This window comes from Legionella sp. JM-2024 (genome assembly GCF_055389095.1).
This window is the reverse complement of sequence record NZ_AP039388.1, coordinates 2533795-2551567: the sequence shown is the minus strand read 5'-3', so window position 1 is coordinate 2551567 and position 17773 is coordinate 2533795. Positions and strand designations below refer to the sequence as shown.

Sequence of the window (17773 nt, the reverse complement as noted above, 5' to 3'; positions counted from 1 at the left end):
GTTGTCGTCGGTGTTAGGCTCCAATTCACTCAGGCTATGCAAAAGGTTTCATGGAGGTTTCTTCCATTATTTGAATTAATTCAGTAATGTTCAAATTATTATTATCCACAAATGCAGCAATAAATTGGTTCAATCCTTTTCCTATCTCATCTTTACATTCTGTTGTTAAGGGGGCATTAATAGAAATTTGATATTCGCCGTACTGATTCTTAGAGAAGTAGAGCCAGAGAGTTCGATTTCCTATTGGTCTATCCATGCAAGCAAAATGGTTAGGGTAGGTATAATCAATATTTGCGAAATGCATATCAGGAAGCCCTTTTGAAAAGAAACTGGGCGTCACACTAATGAGTACCCTCAATCTTTCTGGTTTTTGTAGTGATATGCCCAATTTAAATAATTGATTTAGCTTATGTTTCATTGAAATACGTTTTTTAAAGGATACTAAACGACTTAAGTACTTTAGATAGTAGTCAATAATGAGTGAATGGAGCTTGCTTTCTTTAAAATGCTTAAGCAAAAGTACTTTATTCAACGCCAAAGTCAAATACTGACCAAAAGACAGATTTGAACCTTTTAAGCCGCTGTCTTTGATGAGATGCGAGCATTTTTGATAAGGGGCTGTTTTTACTAGTTGTTCTTCAATTGAATTAATGCAATCAATGAATTGAGTATTTTTATTTAAGGTAATGTTTATCCTTTTATATTCTGAGAACAAGCCTATAGTGGATTTATATTCACCGCCTTCTCTTCCACTATGAATCAAAATAATTGGTATTTTGTTTTGCTGGCTTAGCTTGTATAAAACAATTTGGCATGCGGTAATTAGCCCTGTGCTGACATTAATATTCTTGGCTTTATGCCAATTTATAAATTGTTCGGCATTTTGGGGATCAATTGTGTAATGAAACAAATGTTTTGACTGTTGTGTGGTATCAGATAAATGATAGAAGTCGTCAAAACTCAGCATTTTAAAGTCTTTATTGTAGTTTTGCCAAAATTCGATTTTATTTTTCAGATTCTTTTGATAATGATTATTATTTTGTTTTACATAGTTAAAATATAAGTTCTTAGTAGGATTTTTTACTAACTGCTTGCCGAGAGAGAGTTTTTCATAATTGTTTTTAAATTGACAAAAAACCATTTCGCACGAAGCATCATCAACAATAATATGGGGTATTATTATGTGTAATTCATGTAAGTCATTATTAATTTTATAAAGATGAACTCTAATCAAGGGTTGTTTGGTTAGTGGAATAGTGCGTAATATATTGTTTTGGAATTCCTTGTTAAGTGCATTGGTTTCATGATTTAGGGAAATGTCTCGATAGATTAACTCGAATTGGCCTGTCTTGTTTAATTTTTGAGTGGGTTTATTCTTGTTAAAATAAATCCAGAAAACACTGTTTTGCGTCACAACAAAATCAAAAGCTTTTTGGACATAATATCTATTGAGTTGACCATGTAATTGCACCTGTATGCCGATATTAAAGTTGTAATCCAGCTTATTGAGAACCCAGAATACATACTGAAAATCACATAAAGCAATTTCACCTTCCTCTAAACTTTCAGAAATGGGATTCTCAGAGGTACTATCAAAAATATGTTTTAATTCATGAGAAATGTATTGAGCAATTCTGTCGATAGTAGGGGCATTAATAAAATACTCAATAGGTAAGCTTAGAGTCTGACATTGCAATTTGTCATGAATACGGTTTCTGATATCCATAGACATAAGAGAGTCCATTCCCATTGCAAACAAATCATCGTTTACCGAGATTTGTTCGATATCATCCAATTCCAACACATCAGCTGTAATCTCACGTAAAGCTTGTGATAAGAGTGCAATACCTTCTTCTTTGGTATGTTGTCTAAGAGTATTTAAAAAAGAGTGATCGGGTAATGGCTTCGCTTTGATCAGTCCAGATAACCCTATTTGCTTCGGTGTATGCTTGTAATAGAGATCCCAATTCATGGGGCAAGGTGAAATTTGAGGCAGATTACTTCCCAGTAACACATCAAGTATATCGATGCTGTCTTTGTCTAACGGTATAAAGCCATAATGCTGTATATTTTGGGTCAGTTTGGACGTCATCCCAATGGTTTGGAACGGACCCCAATTAATAGCAATTGCCGGTGAGCCCTGTTGATGTCTGAGATGAGCTAAACCATCTAAGAATCCATTAGCTGCTGCGTAGTTTGCTTGTCCTCTGGCACCTAACAAGGATGCAGTAGATGAAAACATAACAAACAGGTCCAATGGAATATTTTTGGTTAATTGATGTAGGATTAGAGCACTATCTGTTTTGGCACTTATCACTTGCTGCATTGCTTCATCATTCAAATTGAGAATAAGTCCATCTTGTATCAAACCTGCTAGATGAAATACACCCTTCAATGGTTTGGAGTTCTGTTGTATTTCTCCAATAATACGCTCCATTTTCTGGTAATTTCCGGCATCGGCTATGTAATGCTTAATATGAACCTGTTTTTGTCTGGCATTTTCAATTAATGTTTCAGTCTCGCCAGGACATTTGGATCGGCTGGTAATAATAATATGTTTAGCACCTCGTCGAATGAGGTATTCAATTAATGGTTGGGCTAGGCCTCCTGTACCACCTGTAATGAGATAGCTTGCATTACTATCTATCAATGCCCCTTGATGTTGAGAAGTGGGGTTTAATTGCTTTTTCTTTAATCTCGGGATGTAAAGTGAGTCCCTAACTGCTAATTGAGCCTCATTGGTATTCGTATTAAACAAATACATCAGGGCTTTTTCCAAAGTGCTGTTTGAACCCAAATCGATCGTATAATTTTTATTGAGTTCATGCTCGTTTCTAAAACTTTTCCAAAAAGAACAAGCCATTGTGTGGTAGGGGTTTACCTGATCTTGGCTTTGAATCCCATAGGCATTTTCAGTAACCAGTACAAAGCTTTTAGGGCATAATTTGAACAATAACTGGCAGCAGTGGAATAAATCGTTAAATTGTCCTTGTTCATAGAGAAATATTATGTTGTTATTCTCAATATTCTCTAATTGATCGATGTTTTCAACCTGTTGATGATGGAGATGGCCCAGTATTTTTTTTACCTTGGTTCTGTTTTTTGCAATAACCAAGAGATCAGGAATTTCTTGTTGAGATAAGGTCTTTAAATTCACAGGCTGCCATTCAGTGGAATAAAGATGGTTTAATGTACTCTCGTAGGAGATAAAATGGCTTCGAGACACCTTTCTTAATTTAAGATCTTCAATTTGAGCAATTAATAAACCAGAATTATCGTATAATTTTAGGTCAATACAAAGATCATTGATGTTCCCAGCGTTTTGTTTCGTTAAGTGTACCCATATACTTCGCGGTGCTTCTTGAAAAGTGGACATACGGGCAAAAGCATAGGGTATATAAGTGGTATTTTCAGCATTGAAACCGGAGGTGTTATCGTTGGTTTTTGCACTGAGCAACAGAATGCTTTGTATGGCCCCATCAAGTAAAACAGGGTGATAATAATACCCCTGTCCTTGACTTGCTTTAGTTAATGATACTTTAGCGAGAACACTGTCTGATTCAACATAACCCTCTTGAAGAACATGGAACTCATCACCATAAAATAAGGATCTTTCTTGAAATTGGCGGTAAATTTCCGAGAGATCTGCTTTGCTTGCAAAGGAGGATTTTAGCGCTTCGATATTGATAGATTCTCGGACTGATATGGGGTTTGAATGAATTTCCATTTCAACGAACATTTGCCAACTGTTTTCTTGTCTGGCAAACCAGTTTATTTTGTATTGTTCTTCATTTTTGGGTTTGACTTGTAATTGAAAATCCTGGTCTTGTTTAGGATATAGGGGACGTACAATATTAAATTTTTCAATTCGAAATGTGCTGCTTTTGAATATAGATTTTGCTGCTGCCAGGCCTGATTCAATATAGGCTGTGGCAGGAAAAACCATTTTTTCAAAAACCCTATGTTGTTTGATATAAGTTAAATTCTCCAAATCCAGTTTATGATTAAACAGATATTCATCCCCTGGCATGGTAAGCATAGATCCTAATAAAGGGTGATTTTCGCCTGAACGAACCACGGTATTGCTTTTTTTATCTAGCCAATATTCACTACGATCAAAACTGTAATTAGGCAATGGAACTTTTGTAAATTCACTCTTGAGCGATTGATAATAGGATTTCCAATTGACTTGTTTGCCTTGCAGATAATCCATCAGTAATGTATTAAGTGCACTGTCATTTTGTAAATCAAGTGTGATATTGGCACTATGAGATAATGCAAACTGGCCTGAATTTAGCAAACGGCTGGCTTCAGCTGTACTTTCAGCAGTCAAGGCCAGGCGATGTTCATAATGTTCCCGGCAAGTGGCGGCAGTAAAGCATACATCACCAAAATCATGTTGGGTTGTATTCAAATACTGTTGGTATTGGCTAGCTAAATTGTCCAAAGCAGTTTTAGAATTGGCTGAGATAACCAGTAAAGATTTTTGAGAAGGTTTTGGTCTTTTTGGTGTTTCTGCTTTAGGGAATTCGGCAAGGATGATATGTGCATTGGTTCCACTAAAGCCAAAGGCATTGACGCCTGCGTATTTGAGTTGTGAATCGGTTTTCCATTCTGTTTTTTCCAAAGCAATACGAGAGTTATCCAGTTTGATATTGGGGTTTAATTGATTAAAATTCAAATTTCTATAGATTGTTTTCTTTTGCAAGCTAATAACCGTTTTAATTACGCCAGCTACGCCTGAAGCACTCTCCAAATGCCCAATATTCGTTTTAACGGTACCTAGATAAAGGAGATTGTCTTTGCTGCGTTGATTTCCGTAAACTTTATTGATGGCATCTACCTCTATGGGATCACCTAAAGGTGTTCCTGTTCCATGGGCTTCTATATAACTGATGTCAGTACTTGATAGATCAGTCTGACTCAATGCTTTTTTCATCACTTCTTCCTGGCTTTTACCATTTGGCACAGTTAATCCAGCCGTTTTACCATCGTTATTAACTGCAGAAGCTTTGATGATAGCCAGGATGTTATCGTTATCCCGTAATGCATCAGAGAGTCTTTTAAGAAATATCACACCGCAACCTTCACCTCTGACGTATCCGTCCGCTTTTTCATCAAAGGTTTTGCATTGACCATCTGGAGATAATGCTTTTGCCTTGCACAAAGTAACATTGGATTCAGGCATTAGTAAGATATTGACACCACCTGCAAGGGCATAATCAATTTCTCGGTTTTTTAAACTTTGGCAAGCATAATGAATAGCAACTAACGATGAAGAACAGGCTGTGTCAACGCTGATGGATGGTCCTTTAAAATCAAAAGTATAAGCAACTCGTCCTGGGATTAGGTTTAGCACATTACCAGTGATTGAATACGCACTTAGTTCTTCATTTGAAAATCCTGATTTTTCCAATTGCGCATAGTATTCATTTGGACCTACACCAGCAAATACGCCGGTTAAACTGCCCCGTAAAGACTCGAAAGGGTAGTTGGCGTTTTCCAATGCTTTATAAGAGCACTCCAGGAATACTCGTTGCTGGGGTTCCATCAATTTTGCTTCTCGCGGGCTAATACCAAAAAAAGCCGCATCAAAACATTTGATATTGTCTATTAATCCCAGCTTGGTGACGTAGGATTTTCCTGGTGCCTCCATATCAGGATCATAATATTGGTTATTGTCCCACCGTTCGATTGGAATATCTTTAATACCACTTAATCCATCACTCAGCAATTTTTCAAAGGCGGTAATATCTGGAGCGCCAGGTAGTGAGCAGCTCATTCCAATAATAGCTATGGAATCATCTATTAGTTTAGGGGAGGCTTTAGGAGCTTGTGCTTTAATTAAATTTTTATCAAGTTCAGTTTCAATGTATTTTGCCAATTTACTGATTGACGGATAGTTAAAACCAATAGTCACTGTTACTTTAAGGAAAGGCTCCAATTTTTTCTTTAGCTCACTTGCCAATTCAGTGATCATCAGTGAATCAAAACCAAGCTCAAAAAAACCTTCCTCTTCATTTAAATCTTCATTTTCTGATAGCTCAAGGATTCCTCTGCAGATATCGGATACCATCTCTTTGCAGGTTTTAAATCGTTTCTCTTCAGTAATTTCAAGGTATTCATTTTGCCAGGGAGAAAGATTTTTCGCTGGAGTATTTTGATGTGTGACGATACTCAGATCATTGTCAAGTTGTTGATAAAAAGCAGGCAGTGGTTTTGGAACAAAATCCAGCATGAATTTGAGGTATTCGGGAGAAATGATGTTGGCATACCTGAATTCGTCATTGATGAGAATTTTAATCAATACGTGGCCTTGTGCATTGCTGATTAAAGCTTGCTTTAGACCTTCATCACGAGAACGTTTTTGTGCCATGCCTACTTCACCCCAAGGTCCCCATTGAACAGATGTGCCTGGTAGACCCAAAGATTGGCGTTCTGCAATCAAAGCATCCAAAAAACTGTTTGTTGCACTATAAACTGATTCCTTATTACTTCCGAATACTGAGGAAACTGAAGAATAGACAACGAAGAAGTCCAGATCACAGTCCAGACTCAGTTCATGCAAATACCAACCACCTTTGACTTTGGCTGAAAACAAATAATCAACGTCTTCATCCTGGTGCTCAAGCAAAGGGGCTTTAATGGCAGCACCTGCCGCGTGAATGATGCCTTTTAATAAACCATCGGAATTAAGGTCTAATAATAAATTGCGTAGACTTTCTTTATCGGTAACATCCAAACTAACAATTTGAATATTCGATCCAGGGTAATTGGACTTAATTTTTTTGATTGAATCTTTTATCCTGGGCTTATCGACGTTTCTTGATGTCAGTATTAAATCTCTTGCGCCTGATGAAAGCAAGGATTGTGCGGTTACCATCCCTAAGCCACCACAACCGCCAGTAATAAGATAGCGTCCTTTGATGCCTTGCAGGAATCTTCTTCTGTCTTCCAAAGGAGTTCTTTTCAAGCGAGAAACCAGTCTTTTTCCATTACGATAGGCGATGATATGTTCGTAGTGTGAACCATGGTTGTAATTGATTTCCTCAATCACTTGTGTTGAAAAACTATTATCATCGGTGTTGTCCAGATCAATGAGGATGGTGTTAAATTGTGGCAGCTCCAAAACCAGTGTTTTGCAAAAACCAATGAGTGGGCTATTGCTTATATTGATAGGATGTTCGCTATTAGCCAGTTCGGCAATCCCACCAGTCGTGAGAACTATTAATTGCAAATGAATGGATTTATTATCTAACTCTTTGATTAAATTTAATAGTTTTTTCAAAGTGTTTTTTTGAAAGTTGATATTGGTATCAATATCTTTTGATGAGGTTGGGCTTAAACTCTCAGCAAAAATAATTCCTTCCAGTTTATCTAAAGAGCGATCCTTTTCTTCCAGGATAATTTCTAATCCTTGATCTTTAAAACCACTGGCCAAGTGATTTGGTCCTATGAATAGCCACCTATTATCTCGTAGCTTACGGTTGTTTTTATCACATGACTCATTTTGCCACTGGATTTGGTAACACCAATCCTTAGGCAGAGGTGCGTCTTTCAGCTTGTTTTTATCCCCAAACCAATGTTCTATATGTTCAAATTCGTATAAAGGTAATTTCACTTTTTCAAAATGACTACCGATAGAGTGATAAAATTCAGACCAGTTTATAATAACTCCATCTTGATAAGCTGCTTGTATTTCTTCGAGAGTTTGGGATTGCTGAACTAATTCCTGTTCTTTATTGATATGGTAAATCGTATATTCTTTTTTTTCTATGATACTGGCGGCATCGGTAGCGCTATTGGCTCTGATTGCAACACGATACACAAAATGACTACGGCAGGTTGCGGCTGTGTAGCAGATATCTGCAAATTCCTCTTGAGTACTCGTTAAATATTTTTGATAACTCGAAAGTAATGACTCCAGAGAAATTTTACTTTTTGCTGATAAAACCAGTAAAGATTGTTCAGGAAGAGTACGCGCTTCCCTTTTCCTGTCAGGAGCCTCTTGTATTACTGCATGAGCATTGGCACCACTGAAGCCAAATGAACTAACTCCAGCAGCTCTTAATCCTTGTGTCTTGGTCCAATCAATTTTGTTGAGTGGAATGATAGTATTGATTAATTGAATTGCAGGGTTGAGTTTTTTGAAATTCAGATGCTTAAATATTTGTTTCGTTTTCAGACTTAAAACAGTTTTAATGACACTTGCTACACCGGAGGCACTTTCGGAGTGTCCTATATTTGTTTTTACCGAGCTGATGTATAGAGGTTTTTCTTTGTTATGGTATTCACTAAAAATTTTAGTAAGAGTATCTACCTCGATTGGATCTGCTAAAGGAGTGCCGGTACCATGAGCTTCGATAAAATCAATGTCGCCTGGTGACAGTTGTGCTTTGGCAAGCGCGCTAAGTATGACTTCTTCTTGTGCAGAACCATTGGGAACAGTGAAGCCACCGCTTTTACCATCGCTATTGATTGAAGAACCTTTAATTATTGCAAGAATATTGTCATTATCTTTAATCGCGTCAGTCAAGCGTTTTAAAACAACCACTCCGCATCCTTCACTTCGCCCATACCCATCAGCGTCCTCACTAAAAGTTTTACAGCGACTATCAGGTGATAGCATTCTGGCTTTTGAAAGCGTGATATTTGAATCAGGGCTGAGTATTACGTTCACACCGCCTGCAAGCGCCATATTACAGTCACCAGATTGTAAACTTAGGCAGGCGTTGTGTATGGCTGTCATGGATGAAGAGCATGCGGTATCTATCGCTTGTATTGGGCCATGAAAATCAAACGCATAGGCTACCCGACCCGCCAAGGCATTTAAAACATTCCCGGTTGCAAAATAAATATTCAGATCTTCTAAAGTCACCCCTTGATAGGCCAATACTCTAGGATATTCATTGGTTCCCACTCCGACAAAAACTCCAGTATTGGTATCTTTGACTACTTCAAGAGCAAGATTGGCGTCTTCAAGTGCGTGATAACTGGTTTCCATGAAAACACGCAACTGGGGGGACATGAGCTTTGCTTCGCGTGGGCTGATATTGAAAAATTCGGCATCAAAATGATTGACATTATCAATGAACCCCAGTTGTTTAATATATAATTTACCTAAGGCATTGACATCAGAGTCATAATATTTCTCATTGTCCCATCGCTCAAAAGGAATATCCATCATTCCACTTTCACCGTTTTCCAAAAGAGATAAAAACTCATCAACATTGGATGCTTTCGGAAAACGACAACTCATACCTATAATTGCGATTGGTTCAACGTTTAGCACATTAATGGAGGGTTGTCGGTAGACTGCGGGTGGCATGATTATCTTTTGTAAATGTCTTGCCAGTTTGTCTATAGTTAAATAGCGTAAAGATAATAGGGAAGGTATTTTATAGCGTGGCGAAAACAAATCATAAAGAATTTGATCAAGGGTTTCCAATAATGATGGAGTAAAACCTAACGCATCCAAATCTTGATGTTCCCCCAGATTTTCTTTTTTTAATAGAGCTTTCATTTGGGAACTGAGTTCTGCTTTGATTGTTTCAACCTGTTGCTCTGTTGATTGGTGATACAACGAATCAAGCCAATGACTGTTACCGATTAGCGCTCTGGATTCATGCCAATAGGGTTTTCTGTCGAAATAATAGAGTGGTAAATCGATTTTGTTATATAAGGTATCTTTTCTATCGCTACTGACATTGACTCCTGTCATGTAAGCTTCATAAATTTGATTGGCGTTGGTTAGTATTGTTCTCGCTTCATTGTGTGAGGTCACTTTTTTTATTTCATACTCTTTCGATTCAATTGTTTTAATTAATTCTTTTTTGTCAGTTGCGATAATGGCGCAACGAAATTTGTAATGATCACGACAATTAATCAAGGTATGGCATATATCACTCAGACTTGCAGACGTATTGTTCAAATAGTGTTCATATCTTGTCATCATTTGTCTTAATGAATACTCACTATTTGCTGAAACTACAAAACATTTTGCCTCACAGTCATCCGCACTTAATGGGATCTCTTTAACACCAGGTGCTTCCTCAAGAATGGCGCTTACATTGGTGCCTGTAAAGCTAAAATTGGAAACCTGTACCTGTCTTTTTTTATTTTTCAGTTTTTTAAAAGGCATTGCTTTAACTGGCAAAAGAGCAGGAATACTCTCGGGGTCAATCAAGTCGTTTGGTGTTGAATAATGTAAATTAGGTGGAATGAGTTCATTTTTTAAGGAGCAAAGCACTTTTATTAGAGACGCGATGCCAGATGATGAAATGGTATGGCCTATATTACTTTTTAATGCACCTATTATAAGTGGTTTGTTTTTGGAGTGATGACCTTGGTGTACGTGTTGAATCGCGTTAAATTCCACTGGATCACCTATTGTGGTACCAGTTCCGTGAGTCTCGATATAATCAATCTCATCTGGAGTCAAATTGGCATGCTCTAATGCTGCCTGATGCATAGCGATTTGCGCATTGATATTAGGCGCAGCTAGTCCAGTACCATCGCCATTTTGGTTTATTACCATGCTTTTAATGAGAGCATAAATTTTGTCATTGTCATTTATAGCGTCGCTTAAACGTTTAATAATCACAACACCACAACCCTCACTACGAACAAATCCATCCGCTTTACTATCAAAGCTACTGCACTGACCTGTCGCTGATAGCATATTGGCTTTAGTTAAGCCGATAAAACTTTCAGGACAAAGACTAAGATGAACTCCTCCAACAATTGCCATATCACATTGCTGATTTCTTAACGCCATTGCGGCAAGATACAGGGCTGTGAATGAAGAAGAGCATGCGGTATCCACAGCCATGCTGGGACCTTTTAAATTGAGAAAATGACAAAGTCGGCCTGCTGCAGCACTGTTAGCTATTCCAATAGGGGTATAGGCATTAAATTTAACACGGTCCTTATAATTAAGTTGGCTATATTCATGGGTAGAAATCCCACAATAAACTCCCGTATTGGAGTCTTTTAATGAATCTAATGAGATGTTGGCATGATTTAAAGCGCGGATTGAGACTTCCAGGAAAAGTCGTTGTTGTGGATCTATTTGTTTTGCTTCGGCAGAAGAGATTTTAAAAAAGGGCGCATCGAATAAGTGGGTATTATCTAAAAAGCCTCCCTTTTTGCTAATGATTTTATCGGATTTCTTTCTATCAGCATTATAATACTCATCAATATTCCAGCGATTTTCAGGTACGTCTTTAATTGGTGTTTGACCTTTGACCAACATCTTGTAGAAGGTATCAATGTCTTCGATATCCGAATCAATTCCCGGGAATTGACAATTCATTCCAATGATGGCGATGGGTTCGTTCAAAAGGTCTTTTGCTTTGTTTTTCACGTTTGCGTTTACCACTTACAATACTCCTGAAAGTGCTTTGTTATGCATCAAAAATTATTTGTTTGGTAAAGATTTATAATAAAAAACAGCCATAACAGAGAGAGAATTTGAGTATAAACAAATTAACCTGGAAGGTCTATTTACCTTAAGTATAGCTAGATTTTGGCAAGAATTTGTATGAACATATTGGGGGAGATTGATGCTGAACGAAGTGAATCTTGACAATAATTGAAATTTCCATGTTTTTGTCCGCTTCCTCAGCCCTCACGGTCTCGGCCTGATAAATCCCCACGAATTTTAGAATGAATTTATCCAAAAACCGTTCGCACTGAGGAGGAGCGCAGCGACGTCTCGAAGTGTCACATCAGGCTCGGTCGCTAATGCTTCGAGACGTCGCTGCGCCCCTCCTCAGCATGAACGGTTTCGATTAGAATAAAAGATGGAGTAGTTATTTTAATCAAATAGATACGGTTATGTTTCGTGGAGATACATCTGTTCTGGATGACATGCCTGGCTGAATAGAGTTTTTGATTATATTGAAGTTAAAAATTTCGTGGGGATTTATCAGGTCGCGGCTCAGTTCTTGAACCATAATCCGAGCCGCGACCGTAAGGAAGCGGACAAAAAATACACCAACTTTAATAAGCCGTCATGCATGAATATAATAATCGCTCTCCCAGATGAGGCTGTTTGCCATGCATGTAAGTAAAATTATCCACGATCATAAAATCTCCTTTTTGCCAATGAAAGACGTGAGTATGACGTTGAATAATTTGATTAATTTCTGTTATTTCTTTTGAAGAAAAAGCTTGGCCATTGCCGTAATGACATATCATGGGAAGCATATCTTTTAAGATAAGATATCGGCTTGCCCAGTACTTAAAAGAATGCAAGGTTTTTAATTCACCATAGTTTAAATTCGAATAATAATTTAAATAAGCCGATGAATTAAACCAGGTAATTTTATTAGTTATTGGATGTTTTAATGCTCCAGGCAAATTATTTAGTATAATCAGATCATTACCATGATTTATCCAAGTCCATTTTACCTGTTTGTCAGTTAAATTTTGCTCGATTTGAGCCTTATCTTCCGTGCCAAAATACTCGGACCAACTTCGAGCACAATGAGTCCCCAGTATTTTTTTTAGTAGAAGGTATTTTAGCGATTGACCATGAAAGAATTGTTTGTACTCAACACCATACTCGATAATTTTTTCCTGAATGTTTTGGGGCATATCAATCCATATCTTTTCAGCATTGGCAAAAATTGTTCCACCTCCTTCCTGAGATGGAGTAACACAGCAAAAGTAAATATGGTTTGGAGGATTTTTAGATCTGGGTTTTTCATGATGAAGTGGTAAAGGAATATGAGCCGGGAGCTCGCTAGAGGTGTAAATGTCATTTGATAACACAGTTCTTGGTAAATCATAGTCGCTTGTTGTGCATCTGCTTCCTAGATTGCAAACTTCTATTGCTTTTGAAAAATAGTCAGCGTCCTGGCACTCAAATCCGCGGAACACTAAGATGCCATATTGGTTAAGTTGTTTGATTATCTTGTCATGGTATTCAGAGATAAGATTTAATAAGGGTGTTGGACTTGTCTTTAAATCATCAGATGCTGCAATAACCATCGGTATATTTATGCCAGGAGCAATATCAATATTTAAATTCACAGTATTTTGCCTCCTAAAAGCATTTGATCATTTGATGGCCTCTAAAAATATTGGTCGAGTTTCATAATACAACGGACCGCCATATTTTCTCTGACAAATTGTTTGAAACGCATTCAACATGTCTTCAATAAGATCTTCAGTTATGTCAGACGGAATTCTTTTTATGAAGGGCATAGTTAAAAGCAGATTTTTATAATAATTGATATGAGGAAGATGAACACGAATAGTTTGTAAATTGAGTTTTACTTCTTTAAATGGCAGTTGATTCAGGACATTAACTACGGAATAAAAGTATTTTTCATTGAGTGGATTGATGTATTGATTTGTCAGACTGCTATAAAGATTTTGTTTAGCCAATTCTTGCCATGTTTGCAAAATACTATGATCAGAAAAAGAAGACATGACACCATACATTTTCCCACCATTTTTTAATAAGTGAAAAATATTAGGAAAAGACAGACTAATATTGGTCCAATGTAAGCACCAAAAAGACAGAACAAAATCAAAGGATTGAGGTTGATAAAATTGTTCGATATTATGAACTTCAAACGAAAGATCACTGTGTGTCCATTGTTGATTGGCGTGTCGTATCATCTCTGCAGAACTATCAATACCCAGAATGTGGCCGCGTTTAATCTTATGAGCCAATAAATTGGTATAATGTCCATCACCACAACCTATATCTAAAATATTTCCGGATAACTCCAAGTGAACTGTTTTTAGAAATTCATCATTAATTTCATTTTGAATATAGTTTCCACGTATATAGTATTCAGGATCCCATGCCACTTTTTTCTCCAACGTTAATATGATTGCAAGGGGAGTTCGGCGAATCGCATTTTCATATATCATAATATGGATATGTTCTGTTTCTTACAGAGTAGAATCATACTTTAATTATATAATATCTATAGGATATGGCTTGAGCAAACTTACTGCTCCACTGCAAATAAAGACTGGCTTTTAAAATTGGAGATATGCCCAAGCATTTAAGAAGAAAATGGTTTTTGACAATTCCTGGCGGATTTTAAGCCTGCAACCATTATGTCTTCATTGCGAACAAAATGCTTTATTAACTGCTCTGCTTGTTCACTTGTTAAAGGTTTTGTGAGAACTCCATCCATAAAATAATCTTCAACATCATATTTTACAACATCAGCTTGATAGGAAGTTAAGGCAATAATTGGTACATGATGATTGGTATTTTGTTCCATTTGGCGAATTTTTTTTGCTACTAAATAGCCGGAGGTGTCTTCAAGTCCAATATCCATAAAGACCATATCATATTTACCTGGATTAAAGAGATGAAGCGCTTTATCTCCAGAGTCAGCGATATCAACTTGACATTGAAGTTCTTTGAGTAATGCTTCTTCTACCTTTTGGGCAATAAAATTGTCTTCAACCATTAATATTTTTGGTTCATCCACTCGTTTACTTGGAGTAAGTTTTGGATTATCAGTTAAATTATGCTGCTGTAATTGTGCTTCTATTTTTTTTAGTCTGGTAATATCAGTTAAAACAACTACTAAACCACATACTTTATTTTCCTTGTCAAACAATGGCACTCGACGAGATTTATAATAGCTTGCTTCTTTATCTTTATTGTACACAGGCTCTTCTTCTACATCCCACTGAGATTCACCTGAAAAGAGCACTTTCATATCATCCAATTTGAAGGCTTCAATCCGTTTTTCCGACCAATCAGTATGTTTAGCCATTTGGTCATAAGGAGTTCCTTTTAAATCTCTCATTTTTTTTAAACTCAGCAACTTGATAAAATTTTGATTACAACCATTCAGGATACAGTCCTTATCTATCCAGTAAACTACATCTGGTATGCAATTCAAGATATCAAGGTATTGTTGGTGGATATCCAGATCTTCTTCAAGGAATCCTTTACCACTTTGTTGAGACATTTACTTCCTCCTGAAGATTGTTGAACTAATTATAGCAAAAAATAAGACCTATGTGATAATTAATTATACAGTCAAATGGATGAAAATTACAATAGACCTCATACATAAGCTGCTTGTTTTGCTTTAGTGTAAGGCGTAAAGGCTGCGAGGAGTGGAGTTTACATTAGACACTGCAGAGAATTTTTCAACGCAGCTGACGCATTGTTAATAAGTTTTAAGGTATTTTATCCAGAGATAGTCATTTTTTTAGCCATTCATCAATATTTTTTTTGGTGTCTGCAATGACCTTTATAAGTTGTTGATAGAGAGGCTCAAGAAATTCGGTATGCCCCATTTTTTGATAACGCTCTAAATATTGGCAGGCATATTTCATGCGAACAGCACCACAATTTGCAGCACCCCCTTTCATTTTATGAGCAATTCTTTCGACCGTCTCCCAATCTTTTACATTAAATGCTTTTTCAATGGATTCAACATCTTTTTGGGTTTCTTTACCTATCATTAGGGGTAATATCTCACGTACCAATTTGAGATTACCCATAATGGAAATAGCATCGCGAATATCGAGTAAGGGATAAACATCCAGGTTAAAAAGATTTTCTTCTCTTTCTGGTATGTCAGCTTTTCTTGTTCCCTCTAGGGATGTTGTTTTTTGTGAAGACAATGGAATAGAATTTTTATTCTTTAATAAAATGAATTGATTCAGTATATTTTGCAAAAGCTGTCTGCTAATTGGTTTACTAAATACATCATTCATACCAGATTCCAGGCATATTTCTTTTGATTTTTCTTTTGCATGAGCAGTTAGCCCTATTATTGGTATTGGTTGTTTTGACTGAGAAGATTCCCATGCTCTGATTATTTTTGTAACCTCATGCCCTGAAATATCCGGTAATCCAATGTCAGTTATTATCAGATCAAATTCATTGGTTTTAGCTAGTTGTATTGCTTTTTTGCCTTTTGCCACAGAAACAAAACGACATTGTTCCTGGGCTGCCAGGTTTTCTATTGTGCGTCGCGCTACCAGATTATCTTCCAGGATGAGAATATTCGGCGAATTATGTAAAAATTCAGTTTTTGTATGAGTTAAAGCGTTTTCTTTTTCAGGTACAGATTTTTTTATATTTTTATTTTCAAGCTCATAGGAGTCATTTGCCATCTCATTTTCTTTTACAATTTGGATAGGAAGTTCAAAATAAAAGGTAGTTCCTACTCCTGGTTCGCTGCTTACCTGGATGTCTCCACCTAGCAGTTTTACATAGGATTGAACAATGTGTAAGCCAACGCCATAACCTTTATATTTTCCTATGCTGGAAGGGATAATTCGATGAAATCTGTCAAATATTTTCGTTTGTTGATCTTCAGGGATGCCAATCCCGGTATCGGATATTGCAAAATAAATTAATGCCATTTTATTTTTTAGTTCAAGTAATTTTACATCAACTGCGATATAACCGGATTCGGTAAATTTAATGGCATTACCTAAGAGATTCAGAATAATTCTATGAAGTTTTATGCGGTCGGTTTTTATAAGTCGAGGAATTTTTTTATCAATGTTAACAATCAAATCAAGTTGTTTTAGCTTAATAGTAGGCATTTCAAGATGAACTAATTCTTCAAAGCAATGGTTGATATCAAAGGTTGTTATTTTTAACTCATCTTCTTTAACATTACCCAAGGATACAATATCAAGTATGCCATCTAATAAACTCAACAATTGTTCGCTGCAATCAAAAATCCACTCGGCATATTGTACTTGTGCTGGATCACTCGCCTGATCTTTCATAAGTTCAGCCATACCTACAACTCCACTTAGAGGGGTTCTGAGATCATGGCTCATGTTGGCTATGAATTCAGTTTTTGCATTATTTGCTGCCTCAGCAATTTCTTTGGCTTTATTAAGTTCCAACTCCATTTTTTTTCTATCAGTAATATCTACCGACACTCCCAGCATACCTATAATTTTCCCATTTAAATCACGAAGTGGAACTTTATTTGATAAGTAGATCTCTTTAGTTCCATCAGGGTAATATAAGGGTTCTTCTAAGCTTAGTGAGATACCTTTATCCATAACGGCTTTATCTGCTTTTTTATAGTATGTAGTTGATTTTTTGTGATATAGATCCTCATAGGTTTTACCAACAATATCGTACCTTGAATTGAGATTTAATAATTTAACCATATTATTACTACATCCCATATACACATGATCTTTATTCATCCAATAAACACTTACTGGAATCTGTGCAATAATATTTTCCATATATCGATAAATAGTATTGATATCGACTAATAATGTATTTTTGCTTTTATTATTGAGTTGATTGCTTAAAAGTTGGCTTGCAATGTCTTCTTGTATGGCGGTCTTATTTGTTTGATTCTTAACAGTTCCTATAACAATAAATTGAATTCCATTTGTAGGCTTTTTTAAACACAAAGAATGCAATGAGAGCGTTTTTTCTCCTACATGAGTTATTAAATTCTCATCAAAAGGATATTCAGATGTCTTTAAATCAAGATCAGGACATAAAACAGAAAAAGATTTTCCAATGATAGAGTCTTTTTTAGTTTTAAATAATTTCTTAGCTGCAGCGTTGATCTCTAAAACAGTAAAATCTGAGGATAGGTAAAATATTGGTTCTTCAATTGTATTGATGAAGATCGATGATCTACGTGTATTTTTAGGCATTTGGAGAGACCTAATTCAAAGACTTCTGGAAACTCTACTGCGGTGATGAATTGCTTCGTCGCTGCGGTGCTCGAATCCTCATTTACTGGCGTGTACACCCCGTTCTGCGCTCCGCTTCTCCTCTCACTTC

Annotated in this window: 5 protein-coding genes; all 5 read right to left on the bottom strand. The window is 36.5% G+C overall.

The annotated features are described in order from the left end of the window. Nucleotides 1–34: 34 nt before the first annotated feature. Entirely contained in the window at nucleotides 35–11380 is an 11346-nt protein-coding gene (locus ACZ5EK_RS11130; RefSeq protein ID WP_464429630.1) for an SDR family NAD(P)-dependent oxidoreductase, read from the bottom strand. A 623-nt stretch (nucleotides 11381–12003) separates the two neighbouring features. Beyond that, a complete protein-coding gene (locus ACZ5EK_RS11125; protein ID WP_464429629.1) occupies nucleotides 12004–13038 on the bottom strand; it encodes a TauD/TfdA family dioxygenase in 1035 nt (344 codons plus the stop codon). A 27-nt stretch (nucleotides 13039–13065) separates the two neighbouring features. Beyond that, nucleotides 13066–13827: a class I SAM-dependent methyltransferase gene (locus ACZ5EK_RS11120; RefSeq protein WP_464429628.1), complete on the bottom strand. Its 762-nt coding sequence runs from the start codon at nucleotides 13825–13827 to the stop codon at nucleotides 13066–13068. 200 nt (nucleotides 13828–14027) lie between these two features. After that, nucleotides 14028–14954 carry a response regulator gene (locus ACZ5EK_RS11115; RefSeq protein WP_464429627.1) on the bottom strand — a complete coding sequence of 309 codons (927 nt, stop codon included), beginning with the start codon at nucleotides 14952–14954 and terminating at the stop codon, nucleotides 14028–14030. Nucleotides 14955–15192: 238 nt separating this feature from the next. Next, complete coding sequence (locus tag ACZ5EK_RS11110; protein WP_464429626.1) at nucleotides 15193–17643, bottom strand: ATP-binding protein; 2451 nt, start codon at nucleotides 17641–17643, stop codon at nucleotides 15193–15195. Nucleotides 17644–17773 lie beyond the last annotated feature (130 nt).